Here is a 21,603-nt window from a genome sequence, read left to right on the forward strand (position 1 = left end):
CGGGTTCGGGCGTTCGCCTCCTCTCGCGGTGGTCGGCGTGGGCGGCCCGGGGCCCTGCCGTCCCGGGCCGCGGAGGGGGAGGGGAGGCGTCGGCGCGGTCGGCCGGCGGTCGGGGAGCCCGGGCCGGGATCTCTCCCCGGGCGAGCGCGACGCCCGCCCCGGCCCGCCTCGTAGAATCGCCGGGTGAACGCCCCCGCACCCCCGGCCGAAAACCTCCGCGCCGCCCTCGCCGGTCTGCTCGACGGGCTGCCGCCCCGGCAGGCCTCGCAGGCGGTCGAGCGGCTGATCGCCAGCTACCGGGGGGACACCCCGACCGACGCCCCCATCCTCCGGGACCGGGCCGACGTCGCCGCCTACGCCGCCTACCGGATGCCCGCGACCTTCGAGGCCGTGCGCTCCGCGCTGGAGGCCTTCGCGGACGCCGCGCCCGAGTGGGTGCCCGGCGGGCACACCGATCTCGGCGGGGGCACGGGCGCGGCGGCCTGGGCCGTGGGCGCGGTCTGGGGCGGGGAGCGGCCCGTCACCGTGCTCGACTGGTCCGAGCCCGCGCTCGCCCTGGGGCGCGAGATCGCCGCGGCCAACCCGGAGCTGAGGGACGTACGCTGGCAGCGCTCCCGGATCGGAGCGGCGCTCACCCTCGACAGCACGGACCTCGTCACCGTCTCCTACGTCCTCAACGAGCTGACCGCCGCGGACCGCACCGCCCTCGTGGACGCCGCCGCGGCCGCCGCTCAGGCCGTCGTGATCGTCGAGCCCGGCACCCCCGACGGCTACACCCGCCTCATCGAGGCCCGCGACCGGCTGATCACCGCCGGCTTCCGCATCGCCGCTCCCTGCCCGCACAGCGCCGCCTGCCCCATCGCCCCCGGCACGGACTGGTGCCACTTCTCCGCCCGGGTCAGCCGCTCCTCCCTGCACCGCCAGGTCAAGGGCGGCTCCCTCGCCTACGAGGACGAGAAGTTCGCCTACGTCGCCGCCGCCCGCTTCCCCGTCGAACCGGCTCCCTCCCGGGTCGTCCGGCGCCCTCAGATCCGCAAGGGCCAGGTCCTCCTCGACCTGTGCGAGAGCGAACCGTCCCTGCGCCGTGCCACCGTCACCAAGCGCCACGGCGACCTGTACAAGGCCGCGCGGGACGCCGACTGGGGAGACGCCTGGCCGCCCTCCTGAGCTTCTGTCAGGTACGCATAAGATCAACTCGCGCCTTCGGGCGTGAGCATGACGTTTCCTGACCCGCCCAGCGGACCAGCGCGTCCTCCGCCGACTTCCGGTCGGCGGGGGACAGGTCCGCCAGGTCGGCACCGTGATTCCCGCCCGGCACCCACAGCACCCGTGAGTCCGGCCCCCCGGGGCGGAAGTGCTCGGCCACGGCGGGGTCCTGGGTGCCGTAGACGAACAGCAGCCTGCTGCCGCGGCGGCGGACCCAGCGGTCGATGTCGGGCATGGCGTCCCGGTCGAAGCGCAGGGGGACGTCCCGGGGGACGAAACTGCGCGCCTCGGCGGCGCGCGGGTGGCGGAGCAGATCCGTCAGGTGCGCGGTGGGGAGGCTGCCGTACCCGAGCTGGGTGCCGATCTGGTACCAGTACGGGATGTAGTTCCGGGCGGTCGTGTCGGCGTACAGCGCCAGGCCCGCGGTGTCGTCCAGCCAGGTGTACAGCTCGTCGGCCGTCGCCCCGGGACCGGGGATCGCGGCGACGTCGTCCGGTGTGCCGCGCTGCCAGAACATGAACGGCACGCGCAGGACGGCGATTTCGAGAGCCTTGTCGGCGCTGCCGACGAGCCGGAAGGTGTCGCCGGTGGCGGCAGCCCAGGCCTCGTAGCGGGCGACCATGCCGGCCCGGCGCAGCAGGATCGCCCGCTGGGCCGCCTCGAGGGCCTCCCGGCCGGCGGGGGTGCCGACCGTCTTCAGGAAGCGCAGGTACGCGGAGTCGTCGCGGTCGTCGACGTTGTTCGGGGCCGAGTAGACCACCGTGCCGGTCACGTCGTGGGGATGGAAGCGGCGGTGGTAGACGCTCGCCATCCCGCCCTTGCTGCCGCCGGTGGAGATCCACGCGCCGGGGTAGAGCCGGCGGAAGAGCCGGACGACGCGGTGGTGGTCGTCGGCGGCCTGGCGGACGGTGAGGTGGGCGTAGCCGGGGTCTGCGGGGCGCGAGGTCCCGAAGTAGCGGTGTTCTACCTGGAGTTGGTTGGCGCCGAGCAAGACCGCCGGTTCGGTCCGGCGTGGCGTGAGAACCGCGTGGTAGCCCGTGCTGAACAGCACGGTGGGGTGGTCGGCGGCGGTGTGGAGCAGGGTGAGGCGCTGCTCGAAGGTGCCGGCGGCGGGGTTCGAGTGGTCGACCGGCTGGCGCAGGCCCAGGACGAAGTGCCGGTAGCCCGGTTCGGCGTCCTGCCGCTCCTCGATCAGGCGCAGTCCGGGCAGAGCCCGTAAGGCGTCGGCCACGTCGGCGTCCCCGGGGCGGGCCGGTGCTGCCGCCGCCCGTGCGGGTGGGGCCGTCGTGGTGGCCAGGCCCGCCGCGGGGAAGGCCGTGGCCGCCGAGCCGAGCAGCCGTCGTCTGGTCCATGCGGTCATGAGCCGAGTCCTCCCGGGGGTCCGTGGGGCGGGTGTCCGCCGGTCGCGGGCCGCGACCGCCTCAGTACATCCGCCGGGCCGCCCGGGAGGATCCCGCGCGCGGGGGTCCGCTCTCCCTCGCGCGGGGGAGGCTCACGACACCTCGCCGGCCGTGCCCTCCTCCCGTACTTCCTGCTGCTGTCGCTTCTCCTGGAGCTTGCGCAGCAGTTCGCGCTTCTGCGCCTGTGGGTCGGCGCCGCCGCCGATCCGGTCGCCCCGGCCGGCGCCGCGCAGCGCCCCGCGGCCGAGGTTCTTGCGGGATCCGCCCACACCCAGCATGTTTCCGGCTCCGCCTCGGGTCATCCCGGGCTCCTTTCATCGTTCAGATCGCGACGAGACGTATCGTCTCGCGTTTACCGCTCCACTGTCCGCGAGACGCTCCGTCTTGTCAACCTGATAAATTCGACCCATGGCCGTCCAGAAGTCCACCCAGCCCGCTCCCGGCAAGCCCGCCCCCGACTCCACCCGGCGCAGCGAGAAGTCCCGCCGCGCCATCTACGACGCCGCCCTCGCGCTCGTCGTCGAGGCCGGCTACCCGAAGACCACCATCGAGGGCATCGCCGCCCGCGCCGGTGTCGGCAAGCAGACGATCTACCGGTGGTGGTCGTCGAAGGCCGACGTCCTGATGGAGGCCTTCCTCGACCTGGCCGAGCAGTCCGTGCGGGAGGCCGGACCGGTGCCGTACGCCTTCCCGGACACGGGCGACCTCGCCGCCGACGTGAAGGGCGTGCTGCGCGTCACCGTCGACCAGATGCGGGACCCGAGGTTCGAGGCGCCCTCGCGCGCGCTGGCCGCCGAGGGCGTCGTCGACGAGCAGCTCGGGCGCGAGCTCGTGGCCAAGCTGATGCAGCCCTCAATCGACCTCTACGTCGACCGGCTGCGCGCCGCGCAGGAGGCCGGCCAGGTCCGGCCCGGGATCGACCCGCGCATCGCCCTGGAGCTCTTCATCTCCCCGCTCGCCCAGCGCTGGCTCCAGCACACGGGCCCGATCACCTACGAGTACACCGACACCCTCGTGGACTACGCCCTTCACGGCCTGGCCCCGCGCTGAGCGGCCCGGACCAGGCGCCCCGGAGCATCCGTGATCACGCCGGAGCAGCCGAGCGCCAGCACCCGGTCCCGCTGCGCGTCCGTCACCACGGTGTGCGCCCACACCCGTGCGATCCCCGACTTCACAGCCCGCACCAGATCCGCGTCCCGCGCCCGGTGGTCCACGTCCAGCAGATCCACGTACGACCGCCAGCGCTCCGGACGGTCCGTGCGCAGCTGCTGCGCCGAGCGCCACAACTGCGCGAGCAGCCCCAGGCGGTGGACGCGACGGGCCACCTCGGGGTCGTTGGAGTTCACGAACACCGAGCGGGTCAGACCGCGGGCCCGGATCAGTGCGGCCAGCCGGTCCACGCTCCGCGGGTCCTTCGCCTCCAGCATCAGCACGATCCGCCCGCCGAAACGATCCAGCACCTCGGCGACCGTCGGCGGCCGCTCCGACCGCCAGCTCCCCGGGAGCCGGTCCTTCGGGCGCAGCCGTACGCCCCGCCACTCCCGGGCGTCCAGGCCCCGCACCGCGCCGCCCAGGTAGGTGGTGCGGTTCAGGGTCTCGTCGTGGAACACCACCGGCGTGCCGTCGCGCAGCAGCCGTGTGTCGAAGTCCAGCACCTGCGCCGTCCCGCGCTCGAAGGCGGTCGTCAGTCCCGCCATGCTGTTCTCGGGGACCTCGCGTGCGCCGCCGCGGTGCGCGACGTACGTGATCCGGGGCAGGGCCGCCACGGTCAGCGGACCCGCACCCCACTCCAGCGGTGCCGGCGCGCGGCCACCGGGGCCCGTGAGGGTCAGCGAGACCATGGAAGCCACGGAGGCCAGACCCGTCAGCGCGATCCATGTGACCATGGCGACCACGGTAGGGCGCCATGTCATGGCAAAGCGGGCAATGACACCCGATCATGGTGGAGAGCGGGGCTCGCCGTTTCTCCTCCCATCGGACGCCCGGTGTACGTTGCGTCCCTCCTGTCCCGGATGTGGGCACTGGCCCCCCGGTGCGCGGGAAGATGGGACCATGAGGCATGCTGTTCCGCACGACGGCGAGGCGAGGGGATAGATGAGCGCGGAGTTCGGCGGCCGGACCGGCCTGCAGGGCAAACTCACCCAGTGGCTGCGCGCGGGGCGCCGGCCGAAGGAGACCGCCGGCGACGGCGGCCGTGAGGCCCTGCTGCTCGCCGCCGCCGACGCGGGACTGCCCCTCGCGCCCGCGGCCCACCCGTCCGGGTACCGCTGCTCCTGCGACCGGGTCGGATGTCCCACCCCGGCACGGCACCCGGTGTCCTTCGCCTGGCAGACGCAGTCGACCACCGACCAGGACCAGATCGAGCGCTGGGTCCGCCACCAGCCGCAGGCCAACTTCATCACCGCGACCGGCATGGTGCACGACGTCCTCGACGTGCCCCTCGACGCCGGTCGTGACGCGTTGGAGCGGCTGCTCGCCGCCGGTGTCGAGGTCGGGCCGGTCGCCGAGAGCGACGACGGCCGCCTCCTCTTCTTCACGCTCACCCGCGGTACGCCCGAGGACGAGGACGAGTGGTGGCCGTGCGAACTGGACTGCCACCCCGAGACGGCGGACGAGCACCCCGGGCTGCGCTGGCACTGCCGCGGCTCCTACGTCCTCGTACCGCCGGCGCGGCTGCCCGGTGAGGACCAGGCGGTGCGGTGGGTGCGCGGGCCGGAGCACGCGCTGCCGGATCCACTGAGCCTGCTGGAGGTGCTCACGGAGGTCTGCGGGCGCTATGCCGGTGAGGGCGACGCCGACCACGCCGCCGGGGCGGGCTGGCCGCTGCGGCACTGAGGCCCGTCGGCGACCCTGCCGCGAGGGCCGGGGCTACGAGCCCTCCGCCGAGGTCAGGCCCTGGATCCTGCCCAGGATCGTCACCTTGCCCTGCCCCTTGGGGTCCAGCGCCACCTCGTTGGAGACGAACTCCATCGTGAGGGACTGCTTGATCTCCCCCTTCGTCAGGGCGAGGACGTCCTTGTTGGGGGTGGGGACGGACGTGCCGGCGTAGGCGGTCTGCTTCTCGTGGTGGCGTGTGGTGAAGAACACCAGCGCCCCGCCGTCCGCCGTGCGCAGCGCCAGCGGTGCGTAGTCGCCGTTCGTCAGCGGCTCGTCGATGTACTGGGTGACCATGCCAGGCTTCTTGGAGTTCTTCTGGCGCAGGGCACGCCACTGGCTGGTGTGGGCGCCGTCCGCGAAGGTCTCTCCGCCGTCCTTCAGGTACGTCGTGTACGTCCGGCTCAGGTCGGCGGGGTCGGTGGCCAGATCGGTGGAGTTCACGGGGACGGACTCGGCCCAGCCGTCTGCGTCCTTCTTGAACTGCGGGACCTTGCCCGGGGCGACGAGCGTCAGGTACGCCACCTGGAACGGGTCGTCCAGGCTGCTGCGGGTGAACACCAGCAGCCAGCGGGCGGTGCCGCCCTTGTTGCCGGCCGCGTCGACGAGGAACCAGCGGGGCCAGCCGGCCTTCTTCGGGATCGTGAACTTCGCGTCCGTCAGTTTCAGCGGGGTGTGGCTCGGGTTGCCGTCCGGGTTGTTCGCCTTCCCGGCCTTCAGGCGGGCCGCGTCGATGTCGGCGAGGGCGCCGGTGGTGCGGTCGGCGTCCAGGGTGCCGTCGTAGGCCTTGTCGGCCTCGTTGTACGCGGTGGTGAACTCCTGGAGGGCCTCGGCGGCTTCGGCGCGGGTCGTGGACGGGAGGATCTCCCGTTCGCCGTGCACGACGACGCATCCACTGGCCGTCAGCGACAAAGCGGTCGCCGAGGTTGCTATGAGGGCGCTCCGGGCGGGCCTGCGGAGCGTTCGAGGGTCGCGATCCCTGCTCATCGGGTACCTTCACCTTCCCCTTTCCGGAGGCGAACCCTACCGGGTGCCTTCGGCGGTCGGGCGGGGGTGGGTGGGTGTGCGCGTGCTTCGCCTGGCGCCGGGGCCGCGCCGGGGGGTGTCCGTCCTCGGAACGGCGCGATGGGGTGTCATACCGACTGACTGGCGCTGGCGCGCCGACCGTTGCGGGCGGGCACCCCCCGGCACGGCCCCTTCTCGCCGTACGCGGATGCGGGTCCGCTCAGCCGGCGAATCGGCGCCAGCAGCCGTGCGTCGTCACGCCTTGTCGCGCGCCGGTGTTGCCGTGGTGGGGATGCGGCCAGGCGTGAGGAACAGAGCCAGGGTCGGAATCAAGTACATGAGCCATACCGCCACTTGCAGGGTCGTGGGGTCGGGCTGGAAGTTGAGGATGCCCTTCAGGAGCGTGCCGTACCAGCTGTCCGGGGGGATCGTGCCGGTGATGTCGAAGGCCTTGTCGGTGAGGCCGGGCAGGAAGTCGGCCTCCTGGAGGTCGTGGAAGCCGTAGGCCAGGACGCCGGCCGCGACGACCACCAGCATGCCGCCGGTCCAGGTGAAGAACTTCGCCAGGTTGATGCGCAGCGCACCCCGGTAGAACAGCCAGCCCAGGAGGATCGCCGTCAGAAGGCCCAGCGCGACGCCCAGCAGCGGTCGTGGCGTGCCGTCGCTCGCCGCGTGGACCGACGCCCAGACGAACAGGGCCGTTTCCAGACCCTCCCGGCCCACCGCGAGGAACGCGGTCGCGACCAGCGCGCCCGTGCCCATCGCCAGCGCCGCGTCCAGTCTGCCGTGCAGCTCCGACGTGAGGTGGCGGGCCGTGCGGCGCATCCAGAACACCATCCACGTCACCAGGCCGACCGCGAGGATCGACAGCGAGCCGCCGAGTGCCTCCTGTGCCTGGAACGTGAGTTCCTGGGAGCCGAATTCGAGGGCGCAGCCGAAGCCGAACGCGAGGGTCACCGCCACGCCGATGCCGGCCCAGATCGGCTTGAGGGCGTCCCTGCGGTCCGTCTTGACCACGTAGGCGATGAGGATGCAGACGACGAGGCTCGCCTCCAGGCCCTCGCGCAGTCCGATCAGGTAGTTGGAGAACACGGGCTCAGGCCTCCTTCGAGAACAGCGTCCGGCCCCACCAGTCGTCCTGGTCGCGGACGCCCGGCGGGACGGCGAAGAGCGCCGAACCCACGTGCTGGATGTACTCGTTGAGCGCGTCCGTGGCCAGGCTGCGCTGGATGGGGATGAAGCCCCTGCGGACGTCGCGCTGGTAGGCCAGGAAGAACAGGCCCGCGTCCAGGCGGCCGAGGCCGTCCGTGCCGTCGGTGAAGGAGTAGCCGCGGCGCAGGATCGTCGCCCCGTGGTTGGTGTCGGGGTGTGCGAGCCGGACGTGTGCGTCGGGCTTCATCGCCTTCAGGAACGGCTCGTCGCGCTCCTTGGCCTTGCCGACCGGGGCGCCCTCGCTCTTGTCGCGGCCGAAGATGTCCTCCTGCTCCTGCAGCGAGGTGCGGTCCCAGGTCTCGATGTGCATGCGGATGCGGCGGGCGACGAGGTAGGAGCCGCCCCGCATCCAGGCCGGGTCGTCCTTCTCGTCCACCCAGACGAACTTCTTCAGGCGGTCCGTCTCCGTGCCCGCGATGTTGCGGGTGCCGTCCTTGAAGCCCATCAGGTTGCGCGGGGTCTGCGCCTCGGGCGTCGTCGACGACGTCTTGCCGAAGCCGAGCTGCGACCAGCGGATCACGACCTTGCCGAAGCCGATGCGGGCCAGGTTGCGTACGGCGTGGACCGCGACCTGGGGGTCGTCGGCGCAGGCCTGGATGCACAGGTCGCCGCCGCTGCGGTTCTTGTCCAGGTTGTCGCCCGCGAACGTCGGCAGGTCGACCAGGGCCTCCGGGCGGCGGTCCGTCAGGCCGAACTTCCCGAACAGGGACGGGCCGAAGCCGATCGTGAGGGTCAGGCGGGAGGGCTTCAGGCCCAGCGCCTCGCCCGTGTCGTCCGGGGGCGCCTCGGCCAGGCCGCCGTAGGCGCCCTCGCCGACGGCGTGCCCGGCCGTCATGCGCCGGGCTGCCTCGGTCCAGTCCTTCAGCAACCGGACGAAGGCGTCCCGGTCCTCGGTCGTCACGTCGAACGCGGCGAAGTGCAGGCGGTCCTGCACCGGCGTGGCGATGCCTGCCTGGTGCGGGCCGTGGAAGGCGATCGCCGAGCCGGCCGGTTCGGTGGCGTCCTCGGTGCGGGCCATCGCCACCGCTCCGCCCGCCGCGGCCGCGCCGAGCGCCAGGCCCGCCCCACCCCAGCCGAGCAGGGAACGGCGGCTCGGGGCAGCTGAGTCGGTGTCCGTCATCGTGGCCCCCGCCTACTTCACCACGGCCGCGGCGAGCTTCGACAGCGGCTCCGCCAGGGCGTTGACCGCGTCCGAGAGCTCCTTGCGGCCGGCCTTGCCGACCTTGCCGTAGGAGGTGAAGTCGTACGACGTGCTGTTCGGGCGGTACGTGTCCAGCAACTGGTCCAAGGCCGCGAACTGCCGGTCGAGTTCGGTGACGAGGGCCGTGTCGTTCTCCTTCGCGACCGGCTTCAGCAGGTCGTACGACTTCTTCGCGCCCTCGACGTTGGCCTTGAAGTCGACCAGGTCGGTGTGGGAGTAGCGCTCCTCCTCGCCGGTGACCTTGCCGGTGGCGACCTCGTCGAGGAGTTCCTTGGCGCCGTTGGCCATGGAGGTGGGGGTGATCTCGGCCTTGCCGACCCGGGCCTGCCAGTCCTTCAGGTCCTTGATCAGCAGGTTGGCGAGGTCCTTCTCGCGGGTGCCGATCTTCTTGTCCTGCCAGAGGGCCTTCTCCAGGCGGTGCCAGCCCGTCCAGTCGGTGGCCGGGTCCTGGCCGTCCTCCAGGCCGTCCTCGCGGACGTCGACCTTGGGGTCGATGTCGCCGAAGGACTCGGCGACCGGCTCGGTGCGCTCCCAGCCGATGCGGGAGGGGGCGTAGGCCTTCTTCGCGGCTTGGAGGTCGCCGTCCTTGACGGCCTGGGCGAACGCTTCGGCCTTCGGCAGCGTCTCGTCCGCCTGCTGCTGGACGTAGGCGCGGTAGGCGGCGACGGCCTTGTCCAGGCGCGGGTCGCGCCGGACGGCCTTGCCGCCGGTGGCCTTGACGGCCTGGCGGATGCCGTCGCCCTTCATGCCGGGCTTGCAGGCGATCTGGTAGTCGCCTGCCTTCACCTCGGCGGTGACCCGCTGCCTGGTGCCGGGGCCTATGTTCTCCCGTTCGGTGACCACGCGGTCGTCGGGGAAGAGGACGTAGACCTCGGTGACCTTGGAGCCCTTGTTCTCGATGGCCAGTTCGACGTGCCCGGCCGGGAACTCCTTCTTCGACACCTGGCACGTGTCGTCGGTCGCCGTCACGTTGATCACGTGGTCGCCGTCCTGCGCGTCGCTCTTCTCGGTGCAGCCGGTGACGGCGGCCAGGGCCGCCGCGGCGGCGATGAGGGCGGAAGCGGGACGGGCGGGTCGCATGAGAGCTCCAGGAGAGAGAAGGTGAGGCTCACCTAAGACGGCACACAAGGATGACCTGAGTGGCTCAAAATCGCCCCCATGGTTGAGTCAAAGGGCGGTCAAAGCTCGCATCACGCCCCCTGCGTCACCGGCCTGCGCCCCTGACCGGCGAGAATGCCTCTCGTGACTGACTACGACGTGCTCCGCGTCTTCTGCGGGCCGAACGGTGGGTACGGCAACGAGCTGGGGGTCGTGCGTGAGGGTTCCGTGATGCCGGAGCGGGGTGAGCGGCAGGCGTTCGCCGCCAAGGCCGGGTTCAGCGAGACGGTGTTCGTCGACGATCCCGAGCGCGGAGTGATCGACATCTACACGCCCACGCTGCGTCTGCCCTTCGCGGGGCATCCCTGCGTGGGGGCGGCATGGCTGCTCGACGTGCCCGAGCTGGTCACGCCCGCGGGGGTGGTCGGGGCCCGGCAGGACGGGGAGTTCTGCTGGATCGAGGCCCGCGCGGAGTGGGTGCCCCCGCGGACGCTGCGCCGGTACGGCAGTGCCTCCGAGGTCGACGACCTGGCCGTGCCGCCGCCCGGGGAGTGGGTGTACGCCTGGGCGTGGGAGGACGAGCCCGCCGGGCGGATCCGGGCCCGGGCCTTCCCCGGCCGGGGTGACGGCATCGACGAGGACGAGGCGACCGGGGCCGCGGCCCTGCTGCTCACCGACCGGCTGGGCCGGGCCCTCAACATCACCCAGGGCGCGGGCTCCCAGATCCTGACCGCGCCCCAGCCGGACGGATGGACCGAGGTCGGCGGCCGGGTCCACCTCGAACGCTGACCCGGGTGGAGCGCGTCCGTACGGGTGGAACAGCGTGTGTGCGCGGCGGCGAACGGGGACCTCTGGGGCGTGACCAAGCACCACCGCGAGAGGAATCTCATGCGCATTCGATCCGCTCTGGCCGTCGTCGCCCTGACTGCCGCCCTGTCCGCCACCGGTGCGGCGGCGGCCTCCGCCAACGACGACGGTCCGGGGCACCGTTACAACCACCACGTGGCGTGCAGCCCGTACTTCGGTGAGCTCGAGGCCGAGACCGCCGAGATCGAGTGGGGCGGGGCCGTCTGCCACAACGGCCCGTTCGACATCTGAGCAGGACAGGCCCGGCTCTCTCCCGAGCCGGAACCGGGGCCCTCTCGCCACGCGCGAGGGGGTCCCGCCCGTTCACGCCGTCAGGGGAAACTCCTCGCCGAGCGCCTCGAACATCCCGTTGTTCAGCCCGTACGCCCGCTTGCACTCGGCCACGATCCGCTGCCGCTCCAGCTCGTCACCGGGCACCGCGTCCAGCAGCTCCACGTAAGTGCGCTTGAAGGCCGCCGGGTTCGGGATCTCCTCGAAGACGTAGAAGCGCACCCCGTCGCCCTTCTTCGGGAAACCCCAGGTCTTCTCGGCCGTGTCGCGGATGATCTGACCGCCGGAGAGATCACCGAGGTAGCGGGTGTAGTGGTGGGCTATGTAGCCGGCCGGCCAGGTGCGGGCGCACTCCGCGATCCGTTCCGCGTACTCCAGGGTGGCCGGCAGCGCGCTGACCGTCGTCCTCCAGCCGGGGCCGCGCAGATACGCGAGGTCCTGCTCCAGCGCCGTCATGCGGAACAGCTCCGGACGGACGAACGGCCCGGCCACCGGGTCGGCGGCGAGCTGCCGGGCGCCGGACTCCAGTGCGCCGTACACGAACCACAGCTGCTCCGTGTAGCGCGCGAACGCGTCGACCCCCAGTTCGTGCCCCAGCAGGTCGCCGATGAAGGCCGACCCCCTGATCTCCTCGTGCTGCTCGCGGGAAGCGGTCCGAAGGAGCGTCGAGAAGGGTTCCATGGCCACACTTTCTATGGTTAGCCTTACCTAAGTCAATATGCATGCCAACCGGCTGTCGGTAAACTTCCCGACGAGGTGTCGGTAAAAACCTGGATCCCCGATACCGGCGACCCCGGACGAGGAAACGGCCCGCCCTCCGGGGAGAGCGGGCCGTTCGGCGGGTGCGCGGGTGCGTGCTACGGCAGCGTGAGAATCTCCGCGCCCGAGTCCGTCACCACCAGCGTGTGCTCGAACTGGGCCGTCCGCTTCCGGTCCTTCGTGACGACCGTCCAGCCGTCGTCCCACAGGTCGTACTCGTGCGTCCCGAGCGTCAGCATCGGCTCGATCGTGAACGTCATCCCGGGCTGGATGACCGTCGTCGCGTGCGGGCTGTCGTAGTGCGGGATGACCAGGCCCGAGTGGAACGACGAGTTGATGCCGTGCCCGGTGAAGTCCCGCACCACTCCGTAACCGAAGCGCTTGGCGTACGACTCGATGACCCGGCCGATGATGTTGATCTGCCGGCCCGGCTTGACCGCCTTGATCGCCCGCTCCAGCGCCTCCCGGGTCCGCTCCACCAGCAGCCGCGACTGCTCGTCGACGTCACCCACCAGGTACGTGGCGTTGTTGTCGCCGTGCACACCGCCGACGTACGCCGTCACGTCGAGATTGACGATGTCGCCGTCGCGCAGCACTGTCGAGTCCGGGATGCCGTGGCAGATGACCTCGTTGACGCTCGTGCACAGCGACTTCGGGAAGCCGCGGTAGCCCAGCGTCGAGGGGTAGGCGCCGTGGTCGCACATGTACTCGTGCGCGACCTTGTCCAGCTCGTCCGTGGTCACCCCGGGGGCGATCAGCTTCGCGGCCTCCGCCATCGCGCGTGCGGCGATCCGGCCGGCGTGCCGCATCGCCGCGATCGTCTCGGGCGTCTGCACCTCCGGTCCGGTGTACGGCGTCGGCGCGGGCTTGCCGACGTACTCGGGGCGGCGGATGTTTCCGGGCACGGAACGGGTGGGGGACAGTTCCCCTGGAACGAGCAGCGACTGGCCAGACATGCCAGCGAGTCTAACCAGCGGCCACGGGGGAACATGTCGATGGCGAGAGGAGCTGGTCATGGCCCTGTTCAAGAAGCGGACGGTCGGCAAGCCGGGCGAGTGGTACTACTGCCTGGAGCACAAGAAGGTCGAGGAGGGTCCCGAGTGCCCGGGCAAGGACCGGTTCGGGCCGTACGCCTCCCGCCCGGAGGCCGAGCACGCGATGGCAACCGCCCGTGAGCGCAACCTCCAGTGGGAGAACGACCCCAAGTGGCACGACGCCCCGGCGGGCGGCCGGGACGACGAGAACTGAACCCACCGACGCCCGGGGTCGCGGCCCCGGGCGTTCGTGATGCCCGGGCACCCCGGCCCGCAGCGGGACGCCCGGATGTCACCAGCGGGCCGGCGGCGGTGCCGTCAGATGCTCCGCCAGCCGCGCCACCCGGTCCCGCAAACGGCGCCGCCCCCGCGGGGCCGGCAGGGCGTTCTCCCCGGCCGCCGCGCTGACCAGGTGCTGCACCGTGTCGAGGTCCAGCTCCGAGCCGTCGGGCACGGCCAGGGTCTCGTGCGCCATGGACGGCAGCTCGCCCTGACCGGGGCCGAGGGCGAGGACCGTCGCTCCGGCGCGACGCGCGTCGGACACCCTTTCAAGGAGTGGTGCGGCGGGCCCCTCCGGAGCGACCACCAGCAGCGTCTCGCCCCGCCGGGCCGCCTCCAGACGTCCCAGACCGACCGCCAGATGCGCCGGATCCGAGGAGCGTGCGCCGTGCCGCACCAGCGTCGGGGCCAGCTCCGGCGTGCCCGACCAGGCGGCCTCGTCCACCAGGTGCGCGGCGAGATGCCACGGCTCGTACTCCGGTGTGCCGACGAGCAGCAGCCCGCCTCCGTGCGACACCACCGAGCCGCGCAGCACCCCGGCGAACCGCCGCGTGTCGCCCAGCCACCGCGTCCCGGCTAGCACTTCCCGCAGCAGCGCGACCCGTACCGCATCCATGGGAGCGCATCCTGCCCCGAGCGGTCACCCGTGACGTGGAGTTCACCACGCATTCGCCCGGCCTGGGGAGGCCGACCGGTCACCCGTACCACCGTCGAACGAACGGAGGAACCCGCCGATGACCGAGACCAGCGTCCCCTTCCCGGCGCCCGGCACCCGCGCCGACGCCCACTCGGCCGACGGCGGCCAGACCCTGGTGAAGCCCTTCCGGCCGCAGGCCGGCCCGCCGCCCCGGTCCGCGAGGCCGCCGTCCTCCAGCTCCGCGACCCCGACCTGAGACGCTCACCTTCCGGCGGGTGCCCGTGACGGAGCCGACCTGACCCGCTGGGGGCGGCGACGCGGTCGTAGAGTCGGGCCATGACCTCTACCGACAGTGCTGCCACCGCCAACGCCCAGAAGGCGCCCGCCAAGGACCCCTGGGACCTGCCCGACGTCTCCGGACTCGTGGTCGGGGTGCTCGGCGGGACCGGGCCGCAGGGCAAGGGCCTGGCCTACCGGCTCGCCAAGGCCGGCCAGAAGGTGATCATCGGCTCACGGGCGGCCGACCGCGCTCAGGCCGCCGCGGAGGAGCTCGGCCACGGCGTCGAGGGCGCCGGCAACGCCGAGACCGCGCGCCGCAGCGACATCGTGATCGTCGCCGTGCCGTGGGACGGCCACGGCAAGACCCTCGAGTCCCTGCGCGAGGAGCTGGCCGGCAAGCTCGTCGTCGACTGCGTCAACCCGCTCGGCTTCGACAAGAAGGGCGCCTACGCCCTCAAGCCCGAGGAGGGCAGCGCCGCCGAGCAGGCCGCCGCCCTGCTCCCGGACTCCCGGGTCACGGCCGCCTTCCACCACCTGTCGGCCGTGCTGCTCCAGGACCCGGAGATCGACGAGATCGACACCGACGTGATGGTGCTCGGCGAGGTCCGCGCCGACGTCGAGATCGTGCAGGCCCTCGCCGGGCGCATCCCCGGCATGCGCGGCATCTTCGCCGGACGGCTGCGCAACGCCCACCAGGTGGAGTCGCTGGTGGCGAACCTGATCTCCGTCAACCGCCGGTACAAGGCGCACGCGGGGCTGCGCGTCACCGACGTGTGAGCCCGTGAGGTCCATGGGGGACACTGGACGGCAGCAGCAGTGCCGCAGTGTCCCCCCGACAGGAGCCGATCTCATGCCCCGCCTCGCCCTCTACGCCCTGATCGTCTGCGTCCTCTCCGTGGCCGCCGCCGTGGTCTCCTTCACGCGGGGCAGCTTCCTGGGGATCGTGTGGGTGCTGCTGGCGGGCCTGTCGTCCAACATGTGCTGGTACTACGCCAAGCGCGCCAAGCAGCAGAAGTCCGTCACCGGCTGACCGCGCCCGTCAGGGAGCCGCCGAGCAGAACTCGTTCGTGCCCTGCCAGAAGCGGAACAGCTCCTGACCGCAGTACGTTTCGAAGTCACTGATGCCGAGCGACTTCAGGATCGAGTCGACCACGTCGAAGAACACGCCGTTCACCGCCGGCAGCCACAGCAGCGCGAACACGAACAGCAGGCCGAACGGCGCGAACGGCTCCACCTGACGCCGGACGCCGTACGACAGCCACGGCTCGATCATGCCGTAGCCGTCCAGGCCCGGCACCGGCAGGGAGTTCAGCAGCGCGGCCGTCACCTGGAGCAGCGCGAGGAAGGCCAGGGCGAACCGGAAGTCGCTCGGCACGCCGTCCAGTGCGTCCAGCCAGAACGGGGCCGTGCAGACGACGGCGAACAGCACGTTCGTCAGCGGGCCCGCCGCCGAGATCAGGCTGTGCTTCCAGCGCCCCTGGATCCGCCCCCGCTCGATGAACACGGCACCGCCGGGCAGCCCGATCCCGCCCATGATCACGAAGATCACCGGCAGCACGATGCTGAGCAGCGCGTGCGTGTACTTCAGCGGGTTCAGGGTCAGATAGCCCTTCGCTCCGACCGAGATGTCACCGCTGTGCAGGGCGGTACGCGCATGCGCGTACTCGTGCAGACACAGCGAGACGATCCACGCCGCCGTCACGAACAGGAACACGGCGACGCCGGGCTGCTCGGCGAACCCGGTCCAGGTCGCCCATCCCGTGACCCCCGTCACGGCGAGGATCCCGACGAACACGGGACTGATCCGCCGCTCGCTGTGGCGGGTGGTGGCGGTGGTCATGGGGCTCCCTGCACTCGATCACGGGGTGGGACGGCCCGACGGTACCGGGCGCAGGTGAAAAACGTCTCGCGCGGGGCGGTCGGTTCCGGGGAGGCTGGGGGCATGGGACTGTGGCACGTGTCCATCCGCTCACGCATCGCTCGGGCGCGGATGTTCCCGATGGGGAGTGCGTGCGCTCCTGCCGCATCGCCCGCGCGCCGCCGTGAGACTTCCGCCCGCGGCTGGATCTTGTCCCCGTCCCGTCCCGCTCCGGGCTCGCCGCCTCGGCCGAGTCCGTCGGCGGCTCCAGCCGACCGCGCCCGGCGGCGCCGACGCCCCTGACGCCCCCTCGGGGCCCCGGAACACCCCGCCCCGCCGTCGACCCGCAGTGACCCACCCCTGTACACCGGAGACAATGAGCCCGTGCACTACCGCATCCTCGGCACCACGCAGGCGCTCCGCACCGACGGGACGGTCGTACCGGTCGGTGGGGCGCGGCTGCGCGCGTTACTGACCGTGCTCGCGCTGCGGGCCGGACGGACCGTGCCCGTGGGGCTGCTCGTCGACGAGGTGTGGGGCGAACAGCCGCCCGCCGACGCGGCGGGGGCGCTGCAGGCGCTGGTCGGGCGGCTGCGGCGGGCGCTCGGGGCGGACGCGGTCGTCTCCGTCGAGGGCGGGTACCGGCTCACGGCCCCGCCGGACGACATCGACCTGCACCGCTTCGAGCGGCTGGCCGGAGAGGGAGTGCGGGCGCTGGCCGACGGCGACCCCGCCAAGGCCGCGGTGCTCCTCGACGACGCCCTCGCCCTGTGGCGCGGCCCGGCCCTCGCCGACCTGCCCGACCACACCGCCGAAGCGGCCCGCTGTGACACCCGCCGCCTGGACGTGCTGCGCGCCCGCCACACCGCCTCCCTCGCCCTCGGCCAGGCCCGGCAATCGCTGCCGGAGCTGACCGCCCTGTGCGACGGCCACCCCCTGGACGAGCCCCTCCAGACCCTGCGCCTGCGCGCCCTGCGGGACGCCGGCCGTGCGGCGGAGGCGCTGGAAGCCTACGAGGATGTCCGGCGGTTGCTCGCCGACCGCCTCGGCGCCGACCCGGGGCCGGAACTGCGTGATCTGCACGCGGAGTTGCTGAGTCTGGGGGACGTGCCCGTACCCGCGCCCGCCGCCGGGGGACCCGGCAGGTCCGTGGGCAATCTGCGGGCCCGCCTCACCTCCTTCATCGGCCGGGAGACCGACATCGAGACCATCCGCGGGGATCTCGCGGCGGCCCGGCTGGTCACCCTGCTCGGCCCCGGCGGCGCCGGGAAGACCCGGCTGTCGCAGGAGGCCGCGGAGACCGTGCGCGAGGCCATGCCCGGCGGTGTGTGGCTGGCCGAACTCGCCCCCGTCGACGACCCCGACGCCGTACCGGAGGCCGTCCTCACCGCCGTGGGGGCCCGCGAGACCGTGCTGTACGGCGCCGGCGCCGAGGGCATCCGCGCCGCCGTCGCCGACCGGCTCGACAACCCCGTCGAGCGGCTCGCCGAGCACTGCTCCCGACCCCGGATGCTGCTGATCCTCGACAACTGCGAGCACGTCGCCGACGCCGCCGCCCGGCTCACCGAGGAGCTGCTGGCACGCTGCCCGGACCTCACCGTCCTGGCCACCAGCCGCGAACCGCTGGGCGTACCGGGGGAGTTGCTGCGTCCGGTGGAGCCGCTGCCCGAGCCCGTCGCCCTGCGGCTGCTCGCCGACCGGGGTGCCGCGGCCCGGCCAGGGTTCCGGATCGAGGACGACCCCGGGGCGTGCGCGGAGATCTGCCGGCGTCTCGACGGCCTGCCGCTGGCCATCGAACTCGCCGCGGCCCGGCTGCGGATGCTCACGCCCCGCCAGATCGCCGACCGGCTGGACGACCGCTTTCGCCTCCTCACCTCCGGCAGCCGCACCGTCCTGCCCCGCCAGCAGACCCTCAGAGCCGTCGTCGACTGGTCGTGGGACCTGCTCGACGAGGACGAACGCGACGTCTTGCGGCGGCTGTCGGTGTTCGCCGGCGGCTGCGACCTGCCCGCCGCCGAGACCGTGTGCGGACCGGCCGCCCTGGAGGCGCTCGGCTCCCTCGTCGACCGCTCCCTGGTCGTGGCCGCCCCGCCCGGCGGGTCCGCCGACGAGGAGATGCGCTACCGGCTCCTGGAGACCGTCGCCGAGTACGCCGGTGAACGGCTGGACGAGTCCGGGCAGCGCGCCGACGCCGAGCGGGCGCATCTGACGTACTTCCGTGAACTCGCCCGTGTCACCGACCCGTTGCTGCGCGGTCCCGGCCAGCTCGCCGCGATCCGCAGGCTGGAGCGGGAGTACGAGAACCTGCGTACCGCGCTGCGGCACGCCGTCGCCCTGCGCGACGAGCAGGAGGCGCTGTGCCTGGCGCTGTCCCTCGTCTGGTACTGGCAGATGCGCGACCTGCGCATCGAGGCCCGCAACTGGTGCCGCGAGGTCATGGCGCTCGGCCCCGACCCCTTCACCGAGCCCGTCCGCCCCGCCACCGCGGTGTGGCAGCGCTGCACCGACGCCCCGCCCCCGATGACCGGCGAGGTGCTGGCGGAGGCCCGGCGCGGCATCCACCTCGCCCATCTCGCCTGCATGGACACCGAACTGGACGCCTGGCAGAGCCCGCGGTCCCAGCAGAAGCTGCGCACCATCGCCCGGACCTACGAGCCCGGTCTGCCGCAGAACTGCCGGCTCCCCGGCCTGCTGTGGTTCTTCGCCGTGATGCTGACCGGCGACATGGACCGGCTGCGCGTCATCATCGACGCGTCCATCCATACCTGCCGGCAGACCCCCGGCTTCGAGTGGGAGCTCGCCTCCGGCCTGCAGATGCGGGCCAACTTCTCCGCCAACCGCGTCGACTGGGCCGGTGACGCCGCCCGTGACGCCGACGAGTCGCTGGAGATCTACCGGCGCCTCGGTGACGCCTGGGGCACCGCCGAGGCCCTCTCCGCCCGCGCCGAGGCCCACGAACGCAAGGGCGCCTACGCACTGGCCGCCGCCGACTACGAGGCGGCCATCGGCCACGCCGAGCACCTGGGCGCCCGTGCCCAGGCGGCCGTGCTCAGTGCCCGGCTCGGCAGCGCGCTGCTGGAGGCGGGCGAGGGGGAGCGCGGGGAGCGGCTGCTGCGCGAGGTGATCGCCCAGCGCGGGGACTCGCACAGCGAGGCGATGCCCGCGGCCCGGCTGTTCCTCGCCGGCCGGCTCGGCATGACGGGCCGCCTCGCCGAGGCCCGCGAGCAACTGCGACGGCTGCGCCAGGACTTCCACATCGCCCACTTCGTCGTCTTCGACGCCTTCATCCTCGGCGCGGAGGCCTGGCTGGACGCCGAGGAGGAACGCTACGACGAGTGCCTGGACCGGATCCGCACGGCGCTGGAGCGTGCCGCCGACCCGCTCTCGGCCGCCATCGCACCGCAGCTGCGCGCGGTGCCCCTGGCCATCGGGGCGAGAGCTCTGGCCTGCCTCGACGGGGGGCGCCGCGCCGCGGACGGGGCGCGCTGCCTCGGCGCCGCGGACGCGCTGCTGCCGCCCGGGCACGTCGCCCAGCGGCAGGAGCGCGTGGCCCGTGAGCAGGCGGAACGGAGTGTGCGTGCGGTCCTCGGCGACCCGGCGTACGAGGCCGCGTACGCCGAGGGCGGCGGCCTCTCCCCCGAGGAGGCCGCCGCCCTCGTCTGACGCGGACCGGGTGTCCGGTCAGCTCTTGGTCCGGAACTTGTGGATCGCCACGGGCGCCATCACGGCCGTGATGGCCACCGACCAGCCGAGCGTCACCCACAGGTCCTGCGCGACCGGCCCGCCCACCATCAGACCGCGCGCGGCGTCCGCGAGCGTGGACAGCGGGTTGTAGTCGGTGAAGGCCTGCAGCCAGCCCGGCATCGACGTGGTCGGCGCGAAGATCGACGAGCCGAACTGGAGCGGGAACAGCACCAGGAAGCCCATCGCCTGCACGGACTGCGCGCTCTTCATGATCACGCCCAGGGTGAGGAACACCCACATGATCGATGAGGCGAACGCCGTGGACAGGGCCACGGCCGCGAACAGCCCGGGCCAGTCGTTGATGTCGAAACCGACTGCGACGGCGACGATCATCAGCACGGCGGTGGCGAACAGCATGCGCAGCAGCTCCACCGAGATCTTCGCGAACAGCACCGAGCCGCGCCCGATGGGCAGGGACCGGAAGCGGTCCATGACACCGGAGTTGAAGTCCTGGCTGAAGCCGGTGCCGACGCCCTGGGACAGCGTCATGCTCATCATCGCGATCATGCCGGGGATCACGTACTGCACGTATTGGTCCTGCCCGCCACCGAGGGCCTGCCCGATCGAGCCGCCGAAGACGAACACGAACAGCAGGGTGAAGATGACCGGCATCAGCAGGGCGTCGGCCATCGACTCCGGGTCCTGTCGGATCCACAGCAGGTTGCGGCGGACGAGGGCACCGGTGTGCCGCACGTGCCCGCGCGGCGAGATGCGGGCGTCCATCTTGGCGTCGTCGACGGTCACGGCGCTCATACGGCGGCCTCCTGGAGGTCCTCGGCGGGCGCGGTGTCCTGCGGGGCACTGGCACGGTGGCCGGTGAGGGACAGGAACACCTCGTCCAGGCTGGGCAGTTCGGTGGTGACGGCGGCGAGCGTGATGCCGCGGGAGGTGACGGCGCCCACGACGGCGGTCAGCTGCTCGTCGCTGAGGATCGGGACGAGGAGGGTGCCGGAGCCGGTGTCCACGGTGGTGGTCGCGAGCCCGGTGATGCCGAGCTCGTCCAGGAACCCGGCGAGCGGCCGCAGGTGCAGGGCGTCGGCCGGCCGGATCCGCAGGGTCCGCCCGCCGACCTTGGCCTTGAGCTCCTCGATGCCCCCGCCCGCGACGACCTTGCCCTTGTCCACGACCGTCAGCTCGGAGGCGAGCTGCTCGGCCTCCTCCATGTACTGCGTGGTCAGCAGCACGGTCACGCCGTCGCCGACCATGGTCTTGACCTCGTCCCACACCTCGTTGCGGGTGCGCGGGTCGAGGCCGGTGGTCGGTTCGTCGAGGAAGAGGACGGCGGGCCGGCCGATCATCGAGGCGGCCAGGTCGAGCCGCCGCCGCATACCGCCGGAGTAGGTGCTCGCGGGCCGTTTGGCGGCCTCGGTCAGCGAGAACCGCTCCAGCAGTGCGTCGGCACGCGAGCGGGCCTCCTTGCGGGGCAGGTCGAGCAGCCGGCCGATCATGTACAGGTTCTCCCAGCCGGGGAGCTTCTCGTCGACGGAGGCGTACTGCCCGGTGAGCCCTATCACCCGTCGCAGCTGCCGCGGCTGCCGTACGACGTCGTACCCGGCCACCGTGGCCTGCCCCGAGTCGGGCGAGAGCAGGGTGGACAGGATCCGCACGAGGGTGGTCTTCCCGGCCCCGTTCGGCCCGAGCACCCCCATCACGGTGCCCTCCCGCACCTCCAGGTCGACCCCGTCCAGAGCCTTGGTCTCGCCGTAGTGCTTCACCAGCCCCCGCACGGTGACAGCGGCGCCGCCGGTTCGTGTGTCGATTCGCGTCATGGCACAGACGGTCCCAGTGCCCACCGACAAAGCACCGACAGGCCACCGACAGACCACCGACAGCCGCTGTCGGTGGTCCCGGCGGCCCCGGCGCCCGGTGGTCCCGGAAAG

22 protein-coding genes and 1 pseudogene are annotated in these 21,603 nt (G+C 72.4%); 10 read left to right on the forward strand and 13 right to left on the reverse strand.

The window, feature by feature from the left end; translation table 11 throughout:
- Positions 1-183: 183 nt before the first annotated feature.
- Positions 184-1,167: a small ribosomal subunit Rsm22 family protein gene (locus ACFU3E_RS13370; RefSeq protein WP_384155986.1), complete on the forward strand. Its 984-nt coding sequence runs from the start codon at positions 184-186 to the stop codon at positions 1,165-1,167.
- Between the two features lie 7 nt (positions 1,168-1,174).
- Here the strand turns inward: ACFU3E_RS13370 and ACFU3E_RS13375 are convergent, their stop codons facing one another.
- Entirely contained in the window at positions 1,175-2,566 is a 1,392-nt protein-coding gene (locus ACFU3E_RS13375; RefSeq protein ID WP_384155989.1) for a S28 family serine protease, read from the reverse strand.
- Between the two features lie 132 nt (positions 2,567-2,698).
- Positions 2,699-2,908, reverse strand: coding sequence for a DUF6243 family protein (locus ACFU3E_RS13380; RefSeq protein WP_384155992.1), 210 nt, complete (start codon positions 2,906-2,908; stop codon positions 2,699-2,701).
- Positions 2,909-3,014: 106 nt separating this feature from the next.
- Between ACFU3E_RS13380 and ACFU3E_RS13385 the strand changes: the two genes are divergently transcribed.
- Positions 3,015-3,656 (forward strand): TetR/AcrR family transcriptional regulator, encoded by a 642-nt coding sequence (locus ACFU3E_RS13385; RefSeq protein WP_384155995.1) that lies wholly within the window; start codon positions 3,015-3,017, stop codon positions 3,654-3,656.
- On the opposite strand, the gene ACFU3E_RS13390 is transcribed toward ACFU3E_RS13385, so the two are convergent.
- Complete coding sequence (locus tag ACFU3E_RS13390; RefSeq protein ID WP_384155998.1) at positions 3,635-4,492, reverse strand: glycerophosphodiester phosphodiesterase; 858 nt, start codon at positions 4,490-4,492, stop codon at positions 3,635-3,637. The genes ACFU3E_RS13385 and ACFU3E_RS13390 overlap by 22 nt on opposite strands.
- 208 nt (positions 4,493-4,700) lie before the next feature.
- On the opposite strand from ACFU3E_RS13390, the gene ACFU3E_RS13395 reads away from it, so the two are divergent.
- The gene (locus ACFU3E_RS13395; protein ID WP_384156001.1) at positions 4,701-5,441 is read left to right on the forward strand and encodes a bifunctional DNA primase/polymerase; all 741 of its coding nucleotides are present in this window, start codon (positions 4,701-4,703) and stop codon (positions 5,439-5,441) included.
- A gap of 33 nt (positions 5,442-5,474) precedes the next feature.
- Here the strand turns inward: ACFU3E_RS13395 and ACFU3E_RS13400 are convergent, their stop codons facing one another.
- The 4 genes from ACFU3E_RS13400 to efeO all read right to left on the reverse strand — a co-directional run bounded on the left by ACFU3E_RS13400 (position 5,475) and on the right by efeO (position 9,978).
- Positions 5,475-6,467 carry a hypothetical protein gene (locus ACFU3E_RS13400; protein ID WP_384156004.1) on the reverse strand — a complete coding sequence of 331 codons (993 nt, stop codon included), beginning with the start codon at positions 6,465-6,467 and terminating at the stop codon, positions 5,475-5,477.
- Between the two features lie 273 nt (positions 6,468-6,740).
- A complete protein-coding gene (gene efeU, locus ACFU3E_RS13405) occupies positions 6,741-7,577 on the reverse strand; it encodes an iron uptake transporter permease EfeU (protein WP_384156007.1) in 837 nt (278 codons plus the stop codon).
- Between the two features lie 4 nt (positions 7,578-7,581).
- Positions 7,582-8,817, reverse strand: coding sequence for an iron uptake transporter deferrochelatase/peroxidase subunit (gene efeB / locus ACFU3E_RS13410; RefSeq protein WP_384156010.1), 1,236 nt, complete (start codon positions 8,815-8,817; stop codon positions 7,582-7,584).
- A 12-nt stretch (positions 8,818-8,829) separates the two neighbouring features.
- The gene (gene efeO / locus ACFU3E_RS13415; RefSeq protein ID WP_384156013.1) at positions 8,830-9,978 is read right to left on the reverse strand and encodes an iron uptake system protein EfeO; all 1,149 of its coding nucleotides are present in this window, start codon (positions 9,976-9,978) and stop codon (positions 8,830-8,832) included.
- Positions 9,979-10,140: 162 nt separating this feature from the next.
- Here efeO and ACFU3E_RS13420 point away from each other — a divergent pair, with 162 nt between their 5' ends.
- Together ACFU3E_RS13420 and ACFU3E_RS13425 are read left to right on the forward strand one after the other, a co-directional pair.
- Entirely contained in the window at positions 10,141-10,785 is a 645-nt protein-coding gene (locus ACFU3E_RS13420; protein WP_384156015.1) for a PhzF family phenazine biosynthesis protein, read from the forward strand.
- Between the two features lie 99 nt (positions 10,786-10,884).
- Positions 10,885-11,094: a hypothetical protein gene (locus tag ACFU3E_RS13425; RefSeq protein ID WP_384156017.1), complete on the forward strand. Its 210-nt coding sequence runs from the start codon at positions 10,885-10,887 to the stop codon at positions 11,092-11,094.
- A 72-nt stretch (positions 11,095-11,166) separates the two neighbouring features.
- On the opposite strand, the gene ACFU3E_RS13430 is transcribed toward ACFU3E_RS13425, so the two are convergent.
- Complete coding sequence (locus tag ACFU3E_RS13430; protein WP_384156020.1) at positions 11,167-11,814, reverse strand: heme oxygenase (biliverdin-producing); 648 nt, start codon at positions 11,812-11,814, stop codon at positions 11,167-11,169.
- 176 nt (positions 11,815-11,990) lie between these two features.
- Positions 11,991-12,848, reverse strand: coding sequence for a type I methionyl aminopeptidase (gene map / locus ACFU3E_RS13435; protein ID WP_384156023.1), 858 nt, complete (start codon positions 12,846-12,848; stop codon positions 11,991-11,993).
- Positions 12,849-12,906: 58 nt separating this feature from the next.
- Here map and ACFU3E_RS13440 point away from each other — a divergent pair, with 58 nt between their 5' ends.
- Positions 12,907-13,140, forward strand: a complete 234-nt coding sequence (locus tag ACFU3E_RS13440) for a hypothetical protein (protein WP_384156026.1) — start codon at positions 12,907-12,909, stop codon at positions 13,138-13,140.
- A 78-nt stretch (positions 13,141-13,218) separates the two neighbouring features.
- Here the strand turns inward: ACFU3E_RS13440 and ACFU3E_RS13445 are convergent, their stop codons facing one another.
- The gene (locus ACFU3E_RS13445) at positions 13,219-13,821 is read right to left on the reverse strand and encodes a hypothetical protein (RefSeq protein ID WP_384156028.1); all 603 of its coding nucleotides are present in this window, start codon (positions 13,819-13,821) and stop codon (positions 13,219-13,221) included.
- A 142-nt stretch (positions 13,822-13,963) separates the two neighbouring features.
- Here ACFU3E_RS13445 and ACFU3E_RS13450 point away from each other — a divergent pair.
- The 3 genes and pseudogenes from ACFU3E_RS13450 to ACFU3E_RS13460 all read left to right on the forward strand — a co-directional run.
- Positions 13,964-14,097, forward strand: a pseudogene (locus ACFU3E_RS13450) (exo-alpha-sialidase); the annotation flags it as partial.
- An 81-nt stretch (positions 14,098-14,178) separates the two neighbouring features.
- On the forward strand, positions 14,179-14,898 hold the full coding sequence (gene npdG, locus ACFU3E_RS13455) for an NADPH-dependent F420 reductase (RefSeq protein ID WP_384156031.1): 720 nt from the start codon (positions 14,179-14,181) through the stop codon (positions 14,896-14,898).
- Positions 14,899-14,911: 13 nt separating this feature from the next.
- Positions 14,912-15,151: a hypothetical protein gene (locus ACFU3E_RS13460; protein ID WP_384156034.1), complete on the forward strand. Its 240-nt coding sequence runs from the start codon at positions 14,912-14,914 to the stop codon at positions 15,149-15,151.
- A 9-nt stretch (positions 15,152-15,160) separates the two neighbouring features.
- Here ACFU3E_RS13460 and ACFU3E_RS13465 read toward each other — a convergent pair whose 3' ends face one another.
- Complete coding sequence (locus ACFU3E_RS13465) at positions 15,161-15,961, reverse strand: site-2 protease family protein (protein WP_384156037.1); 801 nt, start codon at positions 15,959-15,961, stop codon at positions 15,161-15,163.
- 402 nt (positions 15,962-16,363) lie between these two features.
- On the opposite strand from ACFU3E_RS13465, the gene ACFU3E_RS13470 reads away from it, so the two are divergent.
- Positions 16,364-19,642, forward strand: coding sequence for a BTAD domain-containing putative transcriptional regulator (locus ACFU3E_RS13470; RefSeq protein WP_384156040.1), 3,279 nt, complete (start codon positions 16,364-16,366; stop codon positions 19,640-19,642).
- A gap of 18 nt (positions 19,643-19,660) precedes the next feature.
- Here ACFU3E_RS13470 and ACFU3E_RS13475 read toward each other — a convergent pair whose 3' ends face one another.
- Together ACFU3E_RS13475 and ACFU3E_RS13480 are read right to left on the reverse strand one after the other, a co-directional pair.
- A complete protein-coding gene (locus tag ACFU3E_RS13475) occupies positions 19,661-20,476 on the reverse strand; it encodes an ABC transporter permease (RefSeq protein WP_384156043.1) in 816 nt (271 codons plus the stop codon).
- Positions 20,473-21,492 (reverse strand): ATP-binding cassette domain-containing protein, encoded by a 1,020-nt coding sequence (locus tag ACFU3E_RS13480; RefSeq protein ID WP_384156046.1) that lies wholly within the window; start codon positions 21,490-21,492, stop codon positions 20,473-20,475. Before ACFU3E_RS13480 ends, ACFU3E_RS13475 begins: the two co-directional genes overlap by 4 nt.
- Positions 21,493-21,603: the final 111 nt, after the last annotated feature.

The sequence above is a fragment of the Streptomyces sp. NPDC057424 genome, assembly GCF_042803315.1.
In the GTDB taxonomy this organism is placed as follows: domain Bacteria; phylum Actinomycetota; class Actinomycetes; order Streptomycetales; family Streptomycetaceae; genus Streptomyces.

Coding starts and splice junctions, on each gene's coding strand:
- ACFU3E_RS13375 (WP_384155989.1), bottom strand. CDS start 2,566: ATGACCGCATGGACCAGACGACGGCTGCTCGGCTCGGCGGCCACGGCC.
- ACFU3E_RS13380 (WP_384155992.1), bottom strand. CDS start 2,908: ATGACCCGAGGCGGAGCCGGAAACATGCTGGGTGTGGGCGGATCCCGC.
- ACFU3E_RS13385 (WP_384155995.1), top strand. CDS start 3,015: ATGGCCGTCCAGAAGTCCACCCAGCCCGCTCCCGGCAAGCCCGCCCCC.
- ACFU3E_RS13390 (WP_384155998.1), bottom strand. CDS start 4,492: ATGGTCACATGGATCGCGCTGACGGGTCTGGCCTCCGTGGCTTCCATG.
- ACFU3E_RS13395 (WP_384156001.1), top strand. CDS start 4,701: ATGAGCGCGGAGTTCGGCGGCCGGACCGGCCTGCAGGGCAAACTCACC.
- ACFU3E_RS13400 (WP_384156004.1), bottom strand. CDS start 6,467: ATGAGCAGGGATCGCGACCCTCGAACGCTCCGCAGGCCCGCCCGGAGC.
- efeB (WP_384156010.1), bottom strand. CDS start 8,817: ATGACGGACACCGACTCAGCTGCCCCGAGCCGCCGTTCCCTGCTCGGC.
- efeO (WP_384156013.1), bottom strand. CDS start 9,978: ATGCGACCCGCCCGTCCCGCTTCCGCCCTCATCGCCGCCGCGGCGGCC.
- ACFU3E_RS13425 (WP_384156017.1), top strand. CDS start 10,885: ATGCGCATTCGATCCGCTCTGGCCGTCGTCGCCCTGACTGCCGCCCTG.
- ACFU3E_RS13430 (WP_384156020.1), bottom strand. CDS start 11,814: ATGGAACCCTTCTCGACGCTCCTTCGGACCGCTTCCCGCGAGCAGCAC.
- map (WP_384156023.1), bottom strand. CDS start 12,848: ATGTCTGGCCAGTCGCTGCTCGTTCCAGGGGAACTGTCCCCCACCCGT.
- ACFU3E_RS13440 (WP_384156026.1), top strand. CDS start 12,907: ATGGCCCTGTTCAAGAAGCGGACGGTCGGCAAGCCGGGCGAGTGGTAC.
- ACFU3E_RS13445 (WP_384156028.1), bottom strand. CDS start 13,821: ATGGATGCGGTACGGGTCGCGCTGCTGCGGGAAGTGCTAGCCGGGACG.
- npdG (WP_384156031.1), top strand. CDS start 14,179: ATGACCTCTACCGACAGTGCTGCCACCGCCAACGCCCAGAAGGCGCCC.
- ACFU3E_RS13460 (WP_384156034.1), top strand. CDS start 14,912: ATGGGGGACACTGGACGGCAGCAGCAGTGCCGCAGTGTCCCCCCGACA.
- ACFU3E_RS13465 (WP_384156037.1), bottom strand. CDS start 15,961: ATGACCACCGCCACCACCCGCCACAGCGAGCGGCGGATCAGTCCCGTG.
- ACFU3E_RS13475 (WP_384156043.1), bottom strand. CDS start 20,476: ATGAGCGCCGTGACCGTCGACGACGCCAAGATGGACGCCCGCATCTCG.
- ACFU3E_RS13480 (WP_384156046.1), bottom strand. CDS start 21,492: ATGACGCGAATCGACACACGAACCGGCGGCGCCGCTGTCACCGTGCGG.